Consider the following 17,317-nt stretch of genomic DNA (forward strand, 5'->3'; position numbering starts at 1 on the left):
GCCGTCGTCGTGCCGTCTCCGGCCAGGAGAGTTCGTTAGGGTGGCTTTCATGTCGGATCCCAGGACTCTCGGACTGCTGCCCGCGCCCGCGGACGCCACTCGCCTCGACGGCGACGTCACCCTGCCGGCACGCGTGCTGCTGCGCGCCGAGCCGGCGCTGGCACCCGCCGCCCGGTGGTGGCGCCGGGTCGTCGAGGAGTCGTCCCAGGCCGAGGTCGTGCCCCTCGCCCCCGGCACGCCGGAGGCCGTCGACGTGACGTTCGGCCTGGATCCGGACGTGGCGGCGGGCGGGTACCGGCTGACCGTCGGGGGAGCGGACGGCGGGGCGGCCGTCGCCGTGGCCGCGGCCGACCTGGCCGGGGCGTTCGCCGCGGCGCAGACGCTGCGCCAGCTCGCGGGGCCGTCCGCGTACCGCCGCGCCGGGTCCGCGCCCGCGCCCACCCTCCCGTGCTGCCGGATCGCCGACGCCCCGCGCTTCGAGTGGCGCGGCGTGCTCCTCGACGTCGCCCGCCACTTCCTGCCGAAGGCCGACGTCCTGCGGTTCGTCGACCTCGCCGCGGCGCACCACCTCAACGTCGTGCAGCTGCACCTGGTCGACGACCAGGGCTGGCGCTTCGAGTCGCGCCGGTTCCCCCGCCTCACGGAGGTCGGCTCGTGGCGCGAGGAGTCGACCGTCGGCACCTGGCGCACGGGCCACGGCGACGGCCGTCCCCACGGCGGGTTCTACACCCAGGACGACCTGCGCGAGATCGACGCGTACGCGCGCGAGCGCGGCGTCATGGTGGTGCCGGAGATCGACGTCCCGGGCCACGCGGAGGCGGCGCTGGCCGCCTACCCCCACCTCGCGTCGCGGCCGGGCCCCCACGAGGTGCGCACCACGTGGGGCATCAGCACGGACGTCCTGGCACCGACGGACGAGGCGGTGGACTTCTTCGCCGAGCTCCTGGACGAGGTCTGCGAGGTCTTCGACGCCCCCTTCGTCGCGATCGGCGGCGACGAGGTGCCGACCACGGCGTGGCGGGAGCGGGTGGACCTCGTCGAGCGCGCCGCGCGCCTCGGCTACCGCACGGCCGACGGCGAGGGCGACGTGGCCCGGCTGCACGGCTGGTTCCTGGCACGGTTGGCCGAGCACCTGCACGACCGCGGCCGCCGCGCCGTCGTCTGGGACGAGGGGCTGTGCCCGGACCTGCCCCGGGACACCGTCGTGACCTGCTGGCGCGGCTGGGCCGTCGCCGCGGACGCGCTCGCGGCGGGGCACGACGTCGTCCTCGCCCCGGAGCAGGTGACCTACCTCGACCACCGCGCGGGCGACGGCCCGGACGAGCCGATCCCCGTCGGCTTCCTGCGGACGGTCGAGGACGTCTACGGGTTCGAGCCGCTGCCCGCCGCGTTCCGGGCCGAGCGCCCCGACCTGGAGGGCGCGGACGCGGGCCGGGTGCTGGGCGGGCAGGCGCAGGTCTGGGCCGAGCACCTCGACTCCGTGCGCCGCGTGGACTACGCCGCGTACCCGCGGCTGGCCGCGTTCGCCGAGGCCGTGTGGTCACCGTCCCGGGACGGAGACCGAGGCCGGGCCGACGGCGAGCAGGGCCGCGCGCCGGGTGGCCCGGCGTCGGCGGAGTTCCTGGAGCGGCTGCGGACCCACCACCTGCCCCGGCTGGACGCCGCCGGCGTGGAGTACCGGCCGCTCGACGGGCCGCTGCCGTGGCAGCGCCGTCCCGGGGTCGCGGGCCACCCGCGCGACCTCGCCGCGGAGCTCGCGGCCGGGGGCTGGGCGGGTGTCGGCGGCTGGGTCGAGGGCCGGGAGGGGCCGGAGGCGTCCGTCGCGCCGGCGGGACGGACGAGCCCCACCGACGGCGCCGCGGCGGGCTGACGCGTCAGGAGCGGGCGGCCGCGACGTCGGGCTCGCGCGCCGCGTCTCCGCCGTCGTGCGGCCCGTCCGGGGCCCCCGGCGTGCCGCCGTCGTCATCGGGCCCCGGCCCGCCGTCGGTGCGGGAGCGCCGCGACCGGCGGACCCAGCGATAGCCGAGGTAGCCCAGCAGGCCGAGCCCGAGCCACGGGAGCAGCACCCCGAGCACGAGGACGACGGCCTGCGCGGTCGTGACCAGCGCGTTCCATCCCGACGAGAGGCCGCCGAGGAAACCGCCCCCGGACTGCACCGCGGCGACCGGCTCGGCGACGAGAGCGACGTCGAGCGTGGACATGGCGACCTCGTCCGCGAGGCGTTGGCGTTGCGCGGTGAGCGCGTCGAGGTCCGCCTGGCGCTCGGAGAGCTCCTGCTCGACCTCGAGGAGGTCGGCCGTGCTCGACGCGTCGGCCATCAGCCCGCGCAGGCGCTGGGTCGACGTCCGCAGGGCGGCGATGCGCGCGTCGAGGTCCTGGGCCTGCCCCGTGACGTCCTCGCTGTCGAGCTGGACGTCCTCGACCTCGCCCAGGGTGCCGAGGGCTTCCACGGCGCTCGTCATCCGGTCGGCGGGCACCCGCACGGTGAGCGAGGCGCTGGCCGGGGAGTCGCCGGTGGCCCGGGTCTCCTGGCGGCGTTCGACGCGCCCGCCCGCCTCCTCGACGAGCCGGGCGAGCTCGCCCGCCGCGGCGACCGGGTCGTCGGTGACGACGGTGGCGTGGCCCGTGGTGATGACCTGCCGCTCGCTCGCGGCGGCGGCGTCGGTGTCGCTGGGGGCCTCCGCCTGCCCGAACGCCGCCTCGTCGCCCGCGCTGCCGGCGTCGCCGCCCTCGGGGGCGGAGAGCGACGCGCCCGAGTCGGCGGACGAGGACTCGGCGCCGCTGTCGGCCCCGCCGCCGGAGCACGCCGCGAGCGCGAGGACCAGGACACCGGTGAGCCAGGCGAGGGCGGCGGTGCGGCGCACGGGCGTGCGGGGCGGCGTGTCGCGGAGCATGGCTCCGAGGCTACGGGGCGCCACGACGTCATCCCTGGTCACCGAGCGCGATCGTGACCTGACCGTGCTGCGACCGTGACATTCCGCGCCCGGCGGTCCCGTACGCCCAGCGTCCGCGGAGTGACGTGCGTCACGATCGGGTAACGATGGGCGGTGCCGGAATGAGACGAGGTAGACAAGAGGGCGGTTAAGTCGGTCTACTAACAAACATGTCCACATCGACCCGCACCGGGAGGGGGCTGGGGGCCGGGCTGCGCGCCACGTCCAAGGTACTCCCGGAGCACGCCAGGGCCCACAACCGGTCCCTGGTGCTGCAGCACCTCTTCCACGAGGGCCCCACCTCCCGGGCGGACCTCGCGCGCGCGACGTCGCTGACCCGGGTGACCATCTCCGACCTCGTGAACGTGCTCCTCGCGGAAGGCCTGGTGGAGGAGCTGGGCGTCCAGCCCGGCCGTCGCGTGGGCAAGCCCGCGATCCTCGTCGGGATGCGCACCGACGCCTATCAGATCGTGGCCGTGGACCTCTCGGACGACGCGGTGATGCGCGGCGCCGTCATGACCCTCACCGGTGAGGCCGTGGTGCGCCGATCGCTGCCCGCCGCCGGCCGGGTCGGGGACGAGCTCGTGGACCTCATCGCCCGCTTCGCGAGGACGCTGGTCGCCGCCGCCACGCGCCCCGTCGTCGGGGTGGGCGTCGGCTCACCCGGCGTCGTCGACGCCGCCGGGCGCGTCATCGAGGCGCCGAACCGCCAGTGGGCCGACCTGCCGCTCGCGGCGATCCTCGCGGACCGGCTCGCGCTGCCGGTGCACGTGGCCAACGACGCGAACTCCGCCGCGCTCGCCGAGTACACCTACGGCGGGGCCGCCGGCTCGATGCTCGTCCTCACCGTCGGCCAGGGCGTGGGCGCGGGCGTGATGGTCGACGGCGCGCGCGTGCACGGCGCCGCCGACGCGGCCGGCGAGCTCGGGCACGTGACCGTCGTCGACGACGGCGAGCCCTGCGCCTGCGGCCGCCGGGGCTGCCTCGAGACCGTGCTGGCGGCCCCCGCGCTGCGCGCCGCCGTGTCCGGGCTCGACCCGGCCGCGGCCGACGCGGCGCTCGCCGGCGTCGGGCGCACGCTCGGCGCCGCCCTCGCGCCGGTCGTCGGGGCTCTCAACCTCGCCGACGTGCTGCTCAGCGGACCGCCCGAGCTCCTGGACGGGGCGCTGCGCACCGCCGCGCTGCAGACCCTGACCGAGCGCACCATGCCCGCCACCGCGAGGGGGCTGCAGCTGCGGATGGCCAGCCTCGACGAGGACGTCGTCCTGGCGGGCGCCGCCGTGCTCGTCCTGGCCGCCCAGCTCGGGGTGTCCTGACCCCGTCCCGTGGCAGCGCGCCGACGCCGTCACGCACCACCAGCGAGAGGACCACCACCCGTGACGAGGACCCGATCCACCGCCGCGACGCCGGCGGCGTGCGCCACCCCGGTGGCGCCCGGACCGTCCCGCGGGACGGTGAACGGCTGACGTGGACACGACCGTGACGACCGCCCCCCTGCCCACCGGCGCCCCCGCCTCCCTCCCCGCGGCCGCCTCCGCCCCGGGGCCGACGGTGGGGCTCGACATCGGAGGCACGAAGACGCTCGCCGTGCTCCTCGACGCGGCGGGCGACGTCGTCGCCCAGGCCCGGCTGGCGACGCGGCGCGGCGGCGAGGGCGTCGTGGCGGGCGCGGCCCACGCCGTGCGCGGCGTCACCCACCAGGCGGGGATCGCGATGTCCGACGTCGTCGGAGTCGGGGTCGGCGTCCCCGGGCTGGTGGACCCGGTCACGGGGACCGTGCGGCACGCCGTGAACGTCGGCGTCGACGGGGCGGAGCTCGCCCTGGCGCGCCTGCTGGCCGCCGAGCTCGACGGCGTCGCCGTCGGCGTCGAGAACGACCTCAACGTGGCGGCCCTGGGCGCCGCCCACCTCGCGGCGTCGGACGCCGACGCCCCGCGCGGGCCCGAGGGCGGGACGGACCTCGCGTTCCTCGCGCTCGGCACCGGGCTGGCCGCCGGGCTCGTCCTCGACGGGCGGCTGCGCCGTGGCGTGGGCGGCGCGGCGGGGGAGATCGGGCACGTCCCGGTGGACCCGGCGGGCCCGCGGTGCCCGTGCGGGCAGCACGGGTGCCTCGAGCTGTACGCCTCGGGGTCGGCGGTCGCCGCCCTCTGGCCGGCGCGCACGGGGCGCCCCGCCCCGGTCGAGCTCTTCGAGGCCGCCGCGGCGGGCGTCGCCGGGGCCGCCGAGGCCCGCGACCGGTACGCGTCGGCCGTCGCGGCGGCGGTGCGGATGCTCGTGCTGTCGGTCGACGTCCCGCGGGTCGTGCTGGGCGGCGGCGTGGCGCAGCTCGGCGAGCCGCTGCTCGCGGCCGTCCGGTCCGCGCTCGCCCGGGAGTCGGAGACGTCGCCGTTCCTGTCGTCGCTCGGTCTGCCGGACCGGGTCCGCCTCGCCCCCGGGCGGGTGCCGGTCGGCGCGGTCGGCGCGGCCGTGGTCGGCCGGCGGGCCGCCACTGCGCCCGAGCCGCGGCCCTAGCCGCCGGGCGTGAGGCAGCACACGCGGCCGCCCCGGCGCCGCCCGCGCCCCGATCAGGAACAATCGGGGACGCACCCACCGCACCGACGACGCCGCGCCGCCGTGGCCGGCGCGTCCGAGAGACTGGAGCCTTGATGGAAGTCGTGATCGCCCCCGCCGAGGAGCTCGCCGTGCTCGCGGCCGACGCGATCGAGTCGCTGCTGCGCCGCGACCCCGCGACGGTGCTCGGCCTCGCCACCGGGTCCAGCCCGCTCAAGGTGTACGACGAGCTGGCGCGGCGCCACGAGGAGGCGGGCCTGTCGTTCGCCCGCGCGCGCGGCTTCATGCTCGACGAGTACGTGGGCCTGCCGGCCGACCACCCGGAGCGGTACCGCAACGTCATCGAGACGGAGGTCGCCTCCCGCGTCGCGTGGCCGTCCGACCAGGTGCAGGGCCCCGACGGGCTCGCCGACGACCTCCCGGCCGCCTGCGCGGCCTACGAGCGGGCGATCGCGGACGCGGGCGGCGTGGACCTGCAGCTCCTCGGCATCGGCACCGACGGCCACATCGCGTTCAACGAGCCGGGGTCGTCGCTGGCGTCGCGCACCCGCATCAAGACGCTCACCCGCCAGACCCGTCTGGACAACGCCCGGTTCTTCGGCGACGACGTCGAGCAGGTGCCGCAGCACTGCCTCACCCAGGGCCTCGGCACCATCATGGAGGCGCGGCACCTGGTGCTCCTGGCCACGGGCCGGCACAAGGCGGAGGCGGTCCACCAGCTCGTCGAGGGCCCCGTCTCGGCCATGTGGCCCGCCACGGTGATGCAGATGCACCCCCACGCCACGGTGCTGGTCGACGACGCCGCCGCGTCGCGCCTGCAGCTCGCGGACTACTACCGCCAGACCTACGACAGCAAGCCGGACTGGCAAGGCCTGTGACGACGGCACCGTCCCCCGGGGTCGCCGAGGTCCGGGGTCCTTCGCGCGGTCGTATCAGTCCCGAAGTGGAGCGCCCCCTGGGGCGCGTGAACGCGACCGCGCGAAGGACCCCGAACCTCGGCGACGCCCGCGGGACGTCGGGGGCGCGTCGTAGACTGCCGGTCATGAGCGATCCCCTCTCCGCACCTCCCGCCGACCCGTCGCAGGACACGGGGTCGTCGACGGGCGTCCTGGAGCGCCCGGAGACCAGCGAGCAGGCGGCCGAGCCGGGTGACCACGAGCGTTTCGCGCACTACGTGCGCAAGGAGAAGATCATGGAGTCGGCGCTGTCCGGCAAGCCCGTGATCGCGCTCTGCGGCAAGGTGTGGGTGCCCGGTCGCGACCCGTCGAAGTTCCCGGTATGCCCCATCTGCCAGGAGATCTACGACGGGTTGCGCGACCCGCAGGACGGGGACTCCGGACAGGACGGCGACGCCGGCAAGTGAGCGCGCAGCCGCTGCCCGAGCCCGACACCCCCGATCTCTTCGCCGCGGCGGCCGAGCCCGCCAAGCCGCTGCCGCAGTCACCGTCGTCGTCGGCGGCCTCGCACCTCAGCCCGGCGTTCCCGCGCCGCGCCCCGTGGGGCACGGCGTCGAACCTGCGTGCCTGGCAGGCCGAGGCGCTCGAGCTGTACCGGCGTCGCGAGCCGCGGGACTTCCTCGCGGTCGCGACGCCGGGCGCCGGCAAGACGACCTTCGCCCTGCGGATCGCCACCGAGCTGCTCGAGTCGGGGGCGGTGCGGCGCGTGACCGTCGTCGCGCCGACCGAGCACCTCAAGCACCAGTGGGCCGACGCCGCCGCGCGCGTGGGCATCCGCATCGACCCGTCGTTCAAGAACAGCCAGGGTCGGCACGGCTCCCACTACGACGGCGTCGCGCTGACGTACGCGCAGGTCGCCGCCAAGCCCGCGCTGCACCGGGCCCGCACGGAGGCCGCCCCCACCCTCGTCATCCTCGACGAGGTGCACCACGGCGGCGACGCCCTGAGCTGGGGCGAGGCCGTGCGCGAGGCGTTCGAGGACGCCACCCGCCGGCTCGCGCTCACCGGGACCCCGTTCCGGTCGGACACGGCCCCGATCCCGTTCGTGACGTACTCCGAGGACCGCGAGGGCATCCGTCGCTCCAAGGCGGACTACACCTACGGCTACGGCGACGCGCTGCGCGACCACGTCGTGCGCCCCGTGCTGTTCATGACGTACTCGGGGGACATGCGCTGGCGCACCAAGGCCGGGGACGAGGTCAGCGCCCGCCTGGGCGAGGCCATGACGAAGGACATGCACGCCCAGGCGTGGCGCACCGCGCTGGACCCGAACGGCGAGTGGATCCCGTCGGTGCTGTCCGCGGCGGACAAGCGCCTCACGGAGGTGCGGCGCGCCGTGCCCGACGCCGGCGGGCTCGTCATCGCGTCCGACCAGACCGACGCCCGCGCCTACGCCGGGCACCTGGCCAGGATCACCGGCACGAGCCCGACCGTGGTCCTGTCGGACGACGACGGCGCCAGCGCGCGCATCGAGGAGTTCGCGCAGGGCACCTCCCGGTGGATGGTCGCCGTCCGCATGGTGTCCGAGGGCGTCGACGTGCCCCGCCTCGCCGTCGGCGTGTACGCGACGAGCACCTCGACCCCGCTGTTCTTCGCGCAGGCCGTCGGCAGGTTCGTGCGGGCCCGCAAGCGCGGCGAGACCGCGTCGGTGTTCCTGCCGAGCGTGCCGCTGCTGCTGGAGCTGGCGAACGGCATGGAGATCGAGCGCGACCACGCCCTCGACCGGCCCCAGACCGCCGAGGAGCAGGGGATCGAGTACGACCCGGAGGCGGAGCTGCTCGCCGCGGCCAACCGGGAGGAGAAGGCGTCCGCAGAGCTCACCGGCACGTTCGAGGCGCTCGACGCGCAGGCGTCGTTCGACCGCGTCCTCTTCGACGGCGGCGAGTTCGGCACCGGCGCGGACGTCGGCTCGGACGAGGAGCAGGACTACCTCGGGCTGCCGGGGCTGCTGGACGCGGACCAGGTCACGACCCTCCTGCGCCAGCGCCAGGCCGCGCAGGCGCGCGGCACGTCCGGGGGTGACGCCGCCCAGCGGGAGGCGGTGCTGGAGCAGTCCGAGCAGGAGCACCGGCGCGCGTCGGCCCTGCGCAAGGAGCTGTCCAAGCTGGTCTCGGCGTGGGCCCGCAAGAGCGGCACCCCGCACGGCAAGGTGCACAGCGAGCTGCGTCGTCGGTGCGGCGGGCCCGAGGTGCCGCTGGCGACCGCGGACCAGCTGTCCGCGCGCGTGGAGATGGTGCGGGGCTGGTTCGTCGGCAAGAAGTAGGTCGTCGACGTCGGGTTCCTCGGCCGTTGGTAGATCTAGCAGCCTGCTGCTGATAAAATCAGCAGCAGGCTGCTATTTTTATCGACCGTTGGGCTGTCGAGGGGAGGGCGTATGCCCGAGTACCTGCCCCGACACATCGATGCTCAGCTGGAACGCGCCATGAAAGCGTCCGGAGCGGTGCTCATCGAGGGGCCGAAGCAGTGCGGCAAGACCTGGACGGCAGCCCAGGCGGCGGCGAGCGACGTGCGGCTGGGCGACGACCTGCAGGCGGTTCAGGTCGCCAGGTCGAACCCGAGGCTCGTGCTCCGTGGCGCTGTACCGCGCCTCGTGGACGAGTGGCAGGCGGTGCCCGAGGTGTGGAACGCCGTCCGCGCGGAGGTGGACGACAGGCAGGCCGACGGGCAGTTCATCCTGACGGGGTCCGCGACGCCGGCGGACGACGTCGCGAGACACAGCGGGGCCGGCAGGTTCATCCGGCTTCGCATGCACCCGATGAGCCTGCACGAGTCCGGGGATTCCGACGGCACGATCGCCCTCGCCGACGTGCTCGCCGGGAACGAGATCTACTCCGACTCGACCCGAGGGGACGACCGCGACGTCATCGACCTCGTCTGTCGTGGAGGCTGGCCCCCCAACCTGCGGCGCACCCTCGGCGCCGCGATGGATGCCAACATCGCGTACGTCCAGAACATGGCGCTCGTCGACATCCGTGCCGCCGGGCAGAAGCTCTATGACCCGGGCAGGGTCTCCGCGCTCCTCTTCAGCCTGTCGCGCGGCGTCGCCCAGTACACGTCCAAGAAGACGATGCGGGCCGACGCGGCCCGGTACGGGCAGGACAGGCTCGGGATCGAGGGGGACAAAGGGCCGTCGCAGCACACGCTCGACGACTACCTCGACGCCTTGCGACGGCTGTGGGTGGCGGTGCCTCAGGAAGCGTGGGGCGAGTCGCTGAAGTCTGCGGCGCAGGTGCGACGTGCACCGAAGTGGCACCTCGTGGACCCCTCCCTGGCTGTCGCCGTCCTGCGGACAGGTCCGGCGGCCCTCGAGAAGACCCAGAGGAAGATGTACGGCCACCTGTTCGAGTCGCTCGTCTTCCGTGACCTGAGTGTGTACGCGCAGGTGCACGGGGGCCAGGTACGTGCCTGGCAGGACACCCGTTCCTCCACGGAGATCGACGTCGTGATCCTCCACGACGGCGGTGAGACATGGTCGGCGATCGAGGTGAAGGCCAGCGCGGCCCCCCGTGTCGTCGAGGATGCGGCGGGCGGGCTGCTGTCGGCTGCACGCTCCATGCGGACGGCGAGCGCACCGAGCACGCTCGGCATCGTCGTGCCGACCGGTCCTTCCTACCAACGGTCGGACGGCGTCTACGTGCTCAACATCCAGCACCTCCGCCCCTGAGCGAGCTCAGAGCGCCAGCTCGACGGTGGGGATCGCGGGATCGCCGTCGGACAGGCGCCGGGCGCCGCGCGGCAGCTCGGCGCGGGCCTGCGCGTGGTGCAGCGTCGCGTTCTGCACCCCGTAGGCGCCCACCCAGCGCGAGTCCACGGCGCCGTCGACGACGAGCGGGACGAGGAGCGTGCGCAGGTCGCCGTCCGACTCCGGCGGCGACCACGAGGTCACCCGGTCGTCCGGGCCCGTGACGAGCACCTCCTCGACGGCGCGCCCGGTCGCGTCGTAGCGGCGCGCGGCGGCCTTGCGGCCGCCCGTGCTGCGCTTGTGCGCGGAGGCCTTGGCGACGGGCTGCAGCACCCCGGTGTCGTCCGAGCGCGCGACGAGCTTGTAGACCATGCCGCAGGTGGGGGCGCCCGAGCCCGTCACCAGCGAGGTGCCCACCCCGTACACGTCCACGGGGACGGCGGCGAGCGAGGCGATCGCGTGCTCATCCAGGTCGGACGTCACGACGATCTTGGTGCCGGTGGCGCCGAGCTCGTCCAGCTGCCGGCGCACCTCGACCGCCTGCACCCCGAGGTCGCCGGAGTCGAGGCGGACCGCGCCCAGGCCGGTCCCGGCCGCGGCGACGGCGTTCTCCACGCCGCGGCGCACGTCGTAGGTGTCCACCAGCAGCGTCGTGCCGGGGCCGAGCGAGGCGACCTGCGAGGCGAACGCGGACGGCTCGTCGTCGTGCAGCAGCGTGAACGCGTGCGCGGCCGTGCCGATGGTGTCGATGCCGTACCGCATCCCCGCCTCGAGGTTCGACGAGCCGGCGAAGCCGGCGACGACGGCCGCGCGGGCGGCGGCCACGCCGGCCTGCTCGTGCGCCCGCCGCGAGCCCATCTCCAGCACGGGGCGGTCGACGGCGGCGCTCGTCATCCGGGAGGCGGCCGAGGCGATCGCCGAGTCGTAGTTGAGGATCGACAGCACCAGCGTCTCGAGCACCACGGCCTCGGCGAACGTGCCCTCGACCTGCATCACCGGCGAGCCGGGGAAGAACATCTCGCCCTCGGCGTACCCCAGGATCGTGCCGGTGAAGCGGTAGCCGCGCAGGAAGTCGAGGGTGCGGTCGTCGACGACGCCGGCGCGCTCCAGGTACGTCAGCTCGTCGTCCGTGAACCGGAAGTGCGCGAGCGCCTCCAGCACCCGGCCGGTGCCCGCGAGGACGCCGTAGCGCCGCCCCGGGGGCAGGCGCCGGGTGAACACCTCGAAGACGCAGTGCCGGTGCGCGGTGCCGTCGGCGAGCGCCGCGGCCAGCATCGTGAGCTCGTAGCGGTCGGTGAGGAGCGCGACCGAGGGACGGACCGCCGGCAGGGGTGCCGCCGGCAGCGGGTCGGGCAGGGTCTGCGGCGCGCTCCCGCCGCCAGGCGTCGAGGCCGCGCTGCCCCGGTGCGCGTCGATCATGAGCCCACCGTAGGCCGCGGCGGTTCGTCCGGCAGGTCGCGACTCGCCGGGCGGACGCGCGTGGCGCCCGCGCCGGTCAGCGGCGGAGCTGCTGGACGCCACCACCCGTAGGCTGGACGGGTGAGCGTGACAGCAGGCGACACCGCCACCGAGGCAGAGGCCCGCACCGAGCAGGACCCGGGTCTCGCCGATCCCTGGGTCACGATCGTGTGGAACGACCCCGTCAACCTCATGTCGTACGTCAGCTACGTGTTCGAGAGCTACTTCGGCTACCCGCGGGCGAAGGCGGAGAAGCTCATGATGCAGGTGCACCGCGCGGGGCGTGCCGTCGTCTCGTCGGGCCCGCGCGAGCGGATGGAGGTCGACGTGCAGGCCATGCACTCCTACGGGCTGTGGGCGACGATGCGGACGTCGGGCGGCTCCGACGGCGGCGCGGCCGGCGGTACGGACGGTGGCGCCGCATGACGCCGTTCCGTTCCGCGCCGGCCGGGTACGTCGCGCGCTGGGAGCCGGTCGAGCGCGAGGTGCTCGCCCGGGTGGCGCGCGACGTGGCCGAGCTCGTGCGCGCGGACTCGGGCATCGGCCGTGACGTGGAGGTCGGCGAGGGGGTGGCGTTCACCGGCGTGGGTCGCGTGCCGAGCGACCCGGCGGTGCGGCGGCTGCTGCCGGACGCGCACCGCGACGACCCGGACGTCGCCGACGAGTTCCGCCACCTCACCCAGACGGACCTGGCGGCGGGCAAGGTCGCGCGGCTCGAGGCCTTCGTCGCCTGCACGGCGCCCGGTGTCGCGGCCGAGGCCGGTGGCGAGGAGGGCACGCCCGAGGAGCAGGCCGACGCCGCCGCGCTGGAGGCCCGGGTGAACGACGAGGTGGTGGTGCCACGGGAGGCGGCGCAGGACTTCGCCGGCGCCCTGACGGACCTGAGGCTGGTGCTCGCCGAGCGGCTCGGCCTGGTGGACGACGAGGACGTGGAGGACCTGCACGACGCCGTCCTCGCCGGGCTGGACGACGACGCGGACGAGCTCGACGAGCCGGACGACGGCTCCCGGGACGACGCGGGACTCACGGCGGGCGAGCGCCGCTACTGGGGCGGCGTGTTCGTGGCGGCGGGGTTCGCCCAGGAGACCCTCGTGACGGAGATGCTCGAGGACCTGCGCGCGGGGCGCTGACCGCGGGCGCCGTACGGGCCGCCCCGGCACAGGTCGCCCGGTGGCGCGCCGGTGACCTGCGCGGGTGTGGTTCGCGCCACCCGTGCGCTCGGTCACGTCGCGGGGTGGTGACGGCCCGTCACCGACTAGGCTTCCAGCCGTGAACGACGCCCCCATCGGGATCTTCGACAGCGGCGTCGGCGGGCTGACCGTCGCGCGTTCGATCCTCGACCAGCTCCCGCACGAGCAGCTGCTGTACCTCGGCGACACGGCGAACGGCCCGTACGGGCCCAAGCCGCTCGCGGCCGTGCGCGCGATGGCGCTCGCGGTGATGGACCGGCTGGTGGACGACGGCGTGAAGATGCTGGTCATCGCGTGCAACTCCGCGACCGCGGTGGCGCTGCCCGACGCGCGCGAGCGGTACACGGTGCGCCGCGGCATCCCGGTGGTCGAGGTGATCCGCCCGGCCGCGCGCCGCGCGGTCCTGGCCTCGAAGACCGGCCGCATCGGCGTCATCGGCACCAAGGCGACGGTCGACTCGCGGGCGTACGACGACGCGTTCGACGTGACCCCGGGGCTGAGCATCACCACGCAGGCGTGCCCCGAGTTCGTGCCCCTGGTCGAGCAGGGCCTGACGTCGGGCCCCGAGGTGCTGGACGTCGCGCACCGCTACCTGGACCCGGTGAAGGCCGCGGGCGTGGACACGCTGGTGCTGGGCTGCACCCACTACCCGCTGCTCGCGGGCGCCGTGTCGTACGTGATGGGCGAGGACGTCACGCTGGTCTCCAGCGCCGAGGAGACCGCGAAGGACGTGTTCCGCATGCTGGTCTCGCACGGCCTGGAGCGCCCGGTCGACGCGCCGCCGCCCGTCCACCGCTTCCTCGCGACCGGCAGCCCGGCACCGTTCGAGCAGCTGGCGCAGCGGTTCCTGGGGCCGGAGGTCGCGCGGGTGGAGGCCGCATGAGCGCGAGGAGCCCCCGCGGAGGGACGCCGAGGGACGAGGTGTGCCGGAGCGAGGCACCGCAGCGACCGTGCAAGGAGGGCACCGCATGAGGCTCGTGACGGTCGGGGTGTCGGGGTCGTTCCCGGGGCCGGAGTCGCCCGCGTCGACGTACCTGGTGCGGGTGTCGGCGGCGGAGGCCGCGGCGGCGGGGTGCACGGGCGCGGACGTGCGCGAGTGGAACGTGGTGCTCGACCTGGGCAGCGGCGGTCTGGGCGCCCTGCAGCGCCACGTGGACCCGCTGTCGCTGGACGGCGTGGCGCTGTCGCACCTGCACCCGGACCACTGCGCGGACCTGTCGGGGCTGTACGTGTACCTGCGCTACCACCCCACGCGGGGCGACGCGCGCACGGGGTCGAGCCGGCAGCTGCCGGTGTACGGGCCGGGGTCGGCGGCGGAGCGTGCGGCGGCGATGTACGGGATGGGGCCGGGCGAGTCGATGGACGGCGTGTACGACTTCCGCTCGTGGGCGCCGGGGCGCCCGGTGCGGCTGGGCCCGCTGGAGCTGGAGCCGTTCACCGTGTTCCATCCCGTGGAGGCGTACGGGTTCCGGGTGACGGGCCCGTCGTCGGTGCGGCCGGGGGAGCGGGCGACGCTCGCGTACTCGGGCGACACGGACTCGTGCGCCGGGTTGGTGGACGCGGCCCGGGACGCAGACCTGTTCCTCTGCGAGGCGGCGTTCCAGGAGGGCCGTGACGACGGCATCGAGCGCGGCATCCACCTGACGGGGCGGCGCGCCGGGCGGGCGGCGGCCGAGGCCGGGGCGCGGCGGCTGCTCCTGACGCACGTCGCGGCGTGGAGCGACCCGCGGGTACCGCTCGCGGAGGCCCGCGAGGTGTACGGGGGCCCGGTCGACGTCACGGTGCCCGGCGGGGAGCACGAGCTGTGAGCGCCGGGGGCGCGCCGACCGGCGCGCGCGCCGTGTGGCCCGCGGTCGTCGTCGACGTCGTCTGCGTCGTCGCGTTCACCCTGGCGGGCACGGCGAACCATGCCACGGCGGGGGACGCCGGTCACGTGGCGCTGGTCGGGCTGCCGTTCCTGCTGGGGCTCGCGGTGGGCTGGGTCGCGGCGCGGGCCTGGCGGTCGCCGGCCCGGGCGTGGCCGACGGGCGTGGCGGTGTGGTTCGCGACGGTGGCCCTGGGGCTGGCGCTGCGCCCGCTGTTCGGCGGCGGGCTGGCGGTGAGCTTCGGGGTCGTGACGGCGGTCTTCCTCGGCGCGACGATGCTGGGTTGGCGTGCACTGACCGCGCTGCTGACGCGCCGTTCCCGCCAGGCCTGAGGCGTTGTGGGCGCGAGTTTGGCGCTATTCCTGTGGGAATAACGCCAAACTCGCGCCCACAACATCGGGGCAGGGAGTCAGAGGGCGGCGGCGACGGCTTCAGCCAGCGTCCGGAACGCCTTGCCGCGGTGGCTGATCGCGTTCTTCTCCGCCGGGTCGAGCTCCGCCGACGTGCGGGTGCCCGGGGTGCCGTCCGACGCCGGGGGCTGCTCGGCGGGCACGTGGATCGGGTCGTAGCCGAAGCCGTTGGTCCCGCGCGGCGCCGTGGCGAGGACGCCGGGCATCTCGCCGAGGCAGACCTCCTCCCGGCCGTCCGGGGTGACCAGGGCGGCCGCGCACACGAAGGCCGCCCCGCGGTGCTCGGCGCGCACGTCCGCGAGCTGGGCGAGCAGCAGCTCGAGGTTGGCGGCGTCGTCACCGTGCCGTCCCGACCACCGGGCGGAGAAGATGCCCGGGGCGCCACCGAGCACGTCGACGCTGAGGCCGGAGTCGTCCGCCACGGCCGGCAGCCCGCTCGCCGCGGCCAGCGCCCGGGCCTTGATCAGCGCGTTCTCGGTGAACGTCACGCCGTCCTCGACGGGCTCGGGCGCGCCCAGGTCGCCCGCGGTGACCACGGCCTCGTCGGGCAGGGCGTCGAGGCCTGGCTGCTCGCGCAGGATGGCGCGCAGCTCGGCGAGCTTGCCGCGGTTGTGCGTGGCGAGCACCAGGCGGGCCCCGGCCGGGACGACGAGGGCCGGGGCTGCCGGGCCGGCGTCCGTGCCGGTCACCGGCCCGGCTCCCCGGCGAGCGCCTCGGTCTGCAGCCGGGTCAGCTCCGCGGTGCCGGCGACGGCCAGGTCGAGCAGCGCGTCGAGCTCCGCCCGGTCGAACGGCGCGTGCTCGGCGGTGCCCTGCACCTCCACGAACTGCCCCGTCCCCGTGGTCACGACGTTCATGTCCGTCTCGGCGCGCACGTCCTCGACGTACGGCAGGTCCAGCATCGGCACGCCGTCGACGATGCCGACGCTGACGGCGGCCACCGACTCGGTGAGAACCTCCTTGCCGCCCGTGATGTGCCCGTGCCGGCGCCCCCACGCGATCGCGTCCGCCAGCGCCACGTAGGCGCCGGTGATCGCGGCGGTGCGGGTGCCGCCGTCGGCCTGCAGCACGTCGCAGTCCAGCACGACCGTGTTCTCGCCCAGGGCGGAGACGTCCACCGCGGCGCGCAGGGCGCGGCCGATCAGCCGCGAGATCTCGTGGGTGCGGCCCCCGATCTTGCCCTTGACGGACTCGCGGGAGCTGCGCGAGTTCGTGGCCCGCGGCAGCATCGCGTACTCGGCGGTGACCCAGCCCTCGCCGGACCCCTTCCGCCAGCGCGGCACGCCCTCGGTGAACGACGCCGTGCACAGCACGCGGGTCCGGCCGAACTCCACGAGCACGGATCCCTCGGCGTTCTCGGTCCACCCGCGGGTGATCGTCACGGGACGGAGCTGGTCGGGGGTGCGGCCGTCGGCGCGCAGCACGGCCTCGTCGGAAGCGGGAGAAGTCATGGCGCCAGCGTAGACGCCACCGGCGCCGGGCCGGGCACACCTCAGAGGCCCAGACGGCGGCGCAGCTCGCGCGCGTGGCGCCGCGAGACCTCCACCCGGCTGCGCTGCCGGTCGTCCATGACAAGCGCGAGCGTGCCGCGGAAGTCGGGCACCAGCTCGCGCACGTGGTCCAGGTTGACCAGGTAGGCGCGGTGCGCGCGGAAGAAGTGCCCCCGCAGGCGCCGTTCCAGCTCGTTGAGGGAGTAGCTGACCAGCAGCCGTTCGTCGGCGAGCTTGAGCGACGAGTACCCGCGCGTCGCGCTCGCGTACACGATGGCGTCGCCGTCCACGAGCACGGTGCGCCCGTCGCGCTGCACGGGCACGCGGACCAGCGGGTCGGGCGCGGCGGGCGGCGCCGCGGCGGTCTCGGCGCGGGCCCCGGCAGCCGGGGCGACGGGCGGGGCCTCCGGGTCCGCGCCCACGTGCGCGAGCGCCCGGTCGAGCGCCCGGCGCAGCCGGTCGGCGTCGAACGGCTTGACGAGGTAGTCCGCCGCGGCCAGGTCGAACGCCTCGACGGCGTGGTCCGGGTACGCGGTCGTGAAGACGACCTGCGGGCGGCGCGGCAGCCGCGCCAGCGCCCGCGCGACGTCCAGCCCGGAGCCGCCCGGCATGCGCACGTCCAGCAGCACCAGGTCGTAGTCGAGCGACTCCAGCAGCAGCAGGGCCTCCTCGCCGTTCGTGGCCTCGCCCACCACCTGGACCCCGCCGACCTCGGCGAGCAGGTAGCGCAGCTCGGCCCGCGCGGGGGCCTCGTCGTCGACGATCAAGGCGCGGGGTCGCATCG

The 17,317-nt window shown here is 75.5% G+C and carries 17 protein-coding genes; 12 read left to right on the forward strand and 5 right to left on the reverse strand.

The genetic code is table 11. The features are described from left to right. Positions 1-49 precede the first annotated feature (49 nt). Positions 50-1,870 carry a beta-N-acetylhexosaminidase gene (locus tag EYB28_RS07910; RefSeq protein WP_166846385.1) on the forward strand — a complete coding sequence of 607 codons (1,821 nt, stop codon included), beginning with the start codon at positions 50-52 and terminating at the stop codon, positions 1,868-1,870. 4 nt (positions 1,871-1,874) lie between these two features. On the opposite strand, the gene EYB28_RS07915 is transcribed toward EYB28_RS07910, so the two are convergent. Further along, positions 1,875-2,894, reverse strand: a complete 1,020-nt coding sequence (locus EYB28_RS07915; RefSeq protein ID WP_166846387.1) for a DUF4349 domain-containing protein — start codon at positions 2,892-2,894, stop codon at positions 1,875-1,877. Between the two features lie 209 nt (positions 2,895-3,103). On the opposite strand from EYB28_RS07915, the gene EYB28_RS07920 reads away from it, so the two are divergent. The 6 genes from EYB28_RS07920 to EYB28_RS07945 all read left to right on the forward strand — a co-directional run bounded on the left by EYB28_RS07920 (position 3,104) and on the right by EYB28_RS07945 (position 10,103). Then, complete coding sequence (locus EYB28_RS07920) at positions 3,104-4,249, forward strand: ROK family transcriptional regulator (protein WP_166846389.1); 1,146 nt, start codon at positions 3,104-3,106, stop codon at positions 4,247-4,249. A gap of 163 nt (positions 4,250-4,412) precedes the next feature. Further along, positions 4,413-5,444 (forward strand): ROK family protein, encoded by a 1,032-nt coding sequence (locus EYB28_RS07925; RefSeq protein ID WP_240930437.1) that lies wholly within the window; start codon positions 4,413-4,415, stop codon positions 5,442-5,444. Positions 5,445-5,578: 134 nt separating this feature from the next. Beyond that, positions 5,579-6,361 (forward strand): glucosamine-6-phosphate deaminase, encoded by a 783-nt coding sequence (gene nagB / locus EYB28_RS07930; protein WP_166846392.1) that lies wholly within the window; start codon positions 5,579-5,581, stop codon positions 6,359-6,361. 164 nt (positions 6,362-6,525) lie between these two features. After that, positions 6,526-6,846: a DUF3039 domain-containing protein gene (locus EYB28_RS07935; RefSeq protein ID WP_166846394.1), complete on the forward strand. Its 321-nt coding sequence runs from the start codon at positions 6,526-6,528 to the stop codon at positions 6,844-6,846. Positions 6,847-6,914: 68 nt separating this feature from the next. Beyond that, positions 6,915-8,702: a DEAD/DEAH box helicase gene (locus tag EYB28_RS07940; protein ID WP_370459505.1), complete on the forward strand. Its 1,788-nt coding sequence runs from the start codon at positions 6,915-6,917 to the stop codon at positions 8,700-8,702. A gap of 111 nt (positions 8,703-8,813) precedes the next feature. Next, positions 8,814-10,103, forward strand: a complete 1,290-nt coding sequence (locus EYB28_RS07945) for an ATP-binding protein (protein ID WP_166846399.1) — start codon at positions 8,814-8,816, stop codon at positions 10,101-10,103. A gap of 6 nt (positions 10,104-10,109) precedes the next feature. On the opposite strand, the gene EYB28_RS07950 is transcribed toward EYB28_RS07945, so the two are convergent. Beyond that, entirely contained in the window at positions 10,110-11,540 is a 1,431-nt protein-coding gene (locus EYB28_RS07950; RefSeq protein ID WP_166846401.1) for a nicotinate phosphoribosyltransferase, read from the reverse strand. A 126-nt stretch (positions 11,541-11,666) separates the two neighbouring features. On the opposite strand from EYB28_RS07950, the gene clpS reads away from it, so the two are divergent. The 5 genes from clpS (at position 11,667) to EYB28_RS07975 (ending at position 14,966) form a co-directional block, all read left to right on the forward strand. After that, complete coding sequence (clpS, locus tag EYB28_RS07955; protein ID WP_240930700.1) at positions 11,667-12,005, forward strand: ATP-dependent Clp protease adapter ClpS; 339 nt, start codon at positions 11,667-11,669, stop codon at positions 12,003-12,005. Then, on the forward strand, positions 12,002-12,709 hold the full coding sequence (locus tag EYB28_RS07960; RefSeq protein ID WP_166846406.1) for a DUF2017 family protein: 708 nt from the start codon (positions 12,002-12,004) through the stop codon (positions 12,707-12,709). The genes clpS and EYB28_RS07960 overlap by 4 nt, the downstream gene beginning before the upstream one ends. A 139-nt stretch (positions 12,710-12,848) precedes the next feature. Continuing rightward, entirely contained in the window at positions 12,849-13,652 is an 804-nt protein-coding gene (gene murI / locus EYB28_RS07965; RefSeq protein WP_166846409.1) for a glutamate racemase, read from the forward strand. Between the two features lie 85 nt (positions 13,653-13,737). Further along, on the forward strand, positions 13,738-14,577 hold the full coding sequence (locus tag EYB28_RS07970; protein ID WP_166846411.1) for an MBL fold metallo-hydrolase: 840 nt from the start codon (positions 13,738-13,740) through the stop codon (positions 14,575-14,577). Next, positions 14,574-14,966 carry a DUF3054 domain-containing protein gene (locus EYB28_RS07975; RefSeq protein WP_240930439.1) on the forward strand — a complete coding sequence of 131 codons (393 nt, stop codon included), beginning with the start codon at positions 14,574-14,576 and terminating at the stop codon, positions 14,964-14,966. Before EYB28_RS07970 ends, EYB28_RS07975 begins: the two co-directional genes overlap by 4 nt. A gap of 77 nt (positions 14,967-15,043) precedes the next feature. Here the strand turns inward: EYB28_RS07975 and rdgB are convergent, their stop codons facing one another. Genes rdgB through EYB28_RS07990 form a run of 3 tightly spaced genes read right to left on the reverse strand, consistent with a single transcriptional unit; the run spans position 15,044 to position 17,315 of the window. After that, entirely contained in the window at positions 15,044-15,733 is a 690-nt protein-coding gene (gene rdgB / locus EYB28_RS07980) for an RdgB/HAM1 family non-canonical purine NTP pyrophosphatase (protein WP_166846413.1), read from the reverse strand. Then, complete coding sequence (gene rph, locus EYB28_RS07985; protein ID WP_304599241.1) at positions 15,730-16,494, reverse strand: ribonuclease PH; 765 nt, start codon at positions 16,492-16,494, stop codon at positions 15,730-15,732. Before rph ends, rdgB begins: the two co-directional genes overlap by 4 nt. A 41-nt stretch (positions 16,495-16,535) precedes the next feature. Next, the gene (locus EYB28_RS07990) at positions 16,536-17,315 is read right to left on the reverse strand and encodes a LytTR family DNA-binding domain-containing protein (RefSeq protein WP_166846415.1); all 780 of its coding nucleotides are present in this window, start codon (positions 17,313-17,315) and stop codon (positions 16,536-16,538) included. Positions 17,316-17,317: the final 2 nt, after the last annotated feature.

Source organism: Isoptericola sp. BMS4 (assembly GCF_011634835.1).
In the GTDB taxonomy this organism is placed as follows: domain Bacteria; phylum Actinomycetota; class Actinomycetes; order Actinomycetales; family Cellulomonadaceae; genus Isoptericola.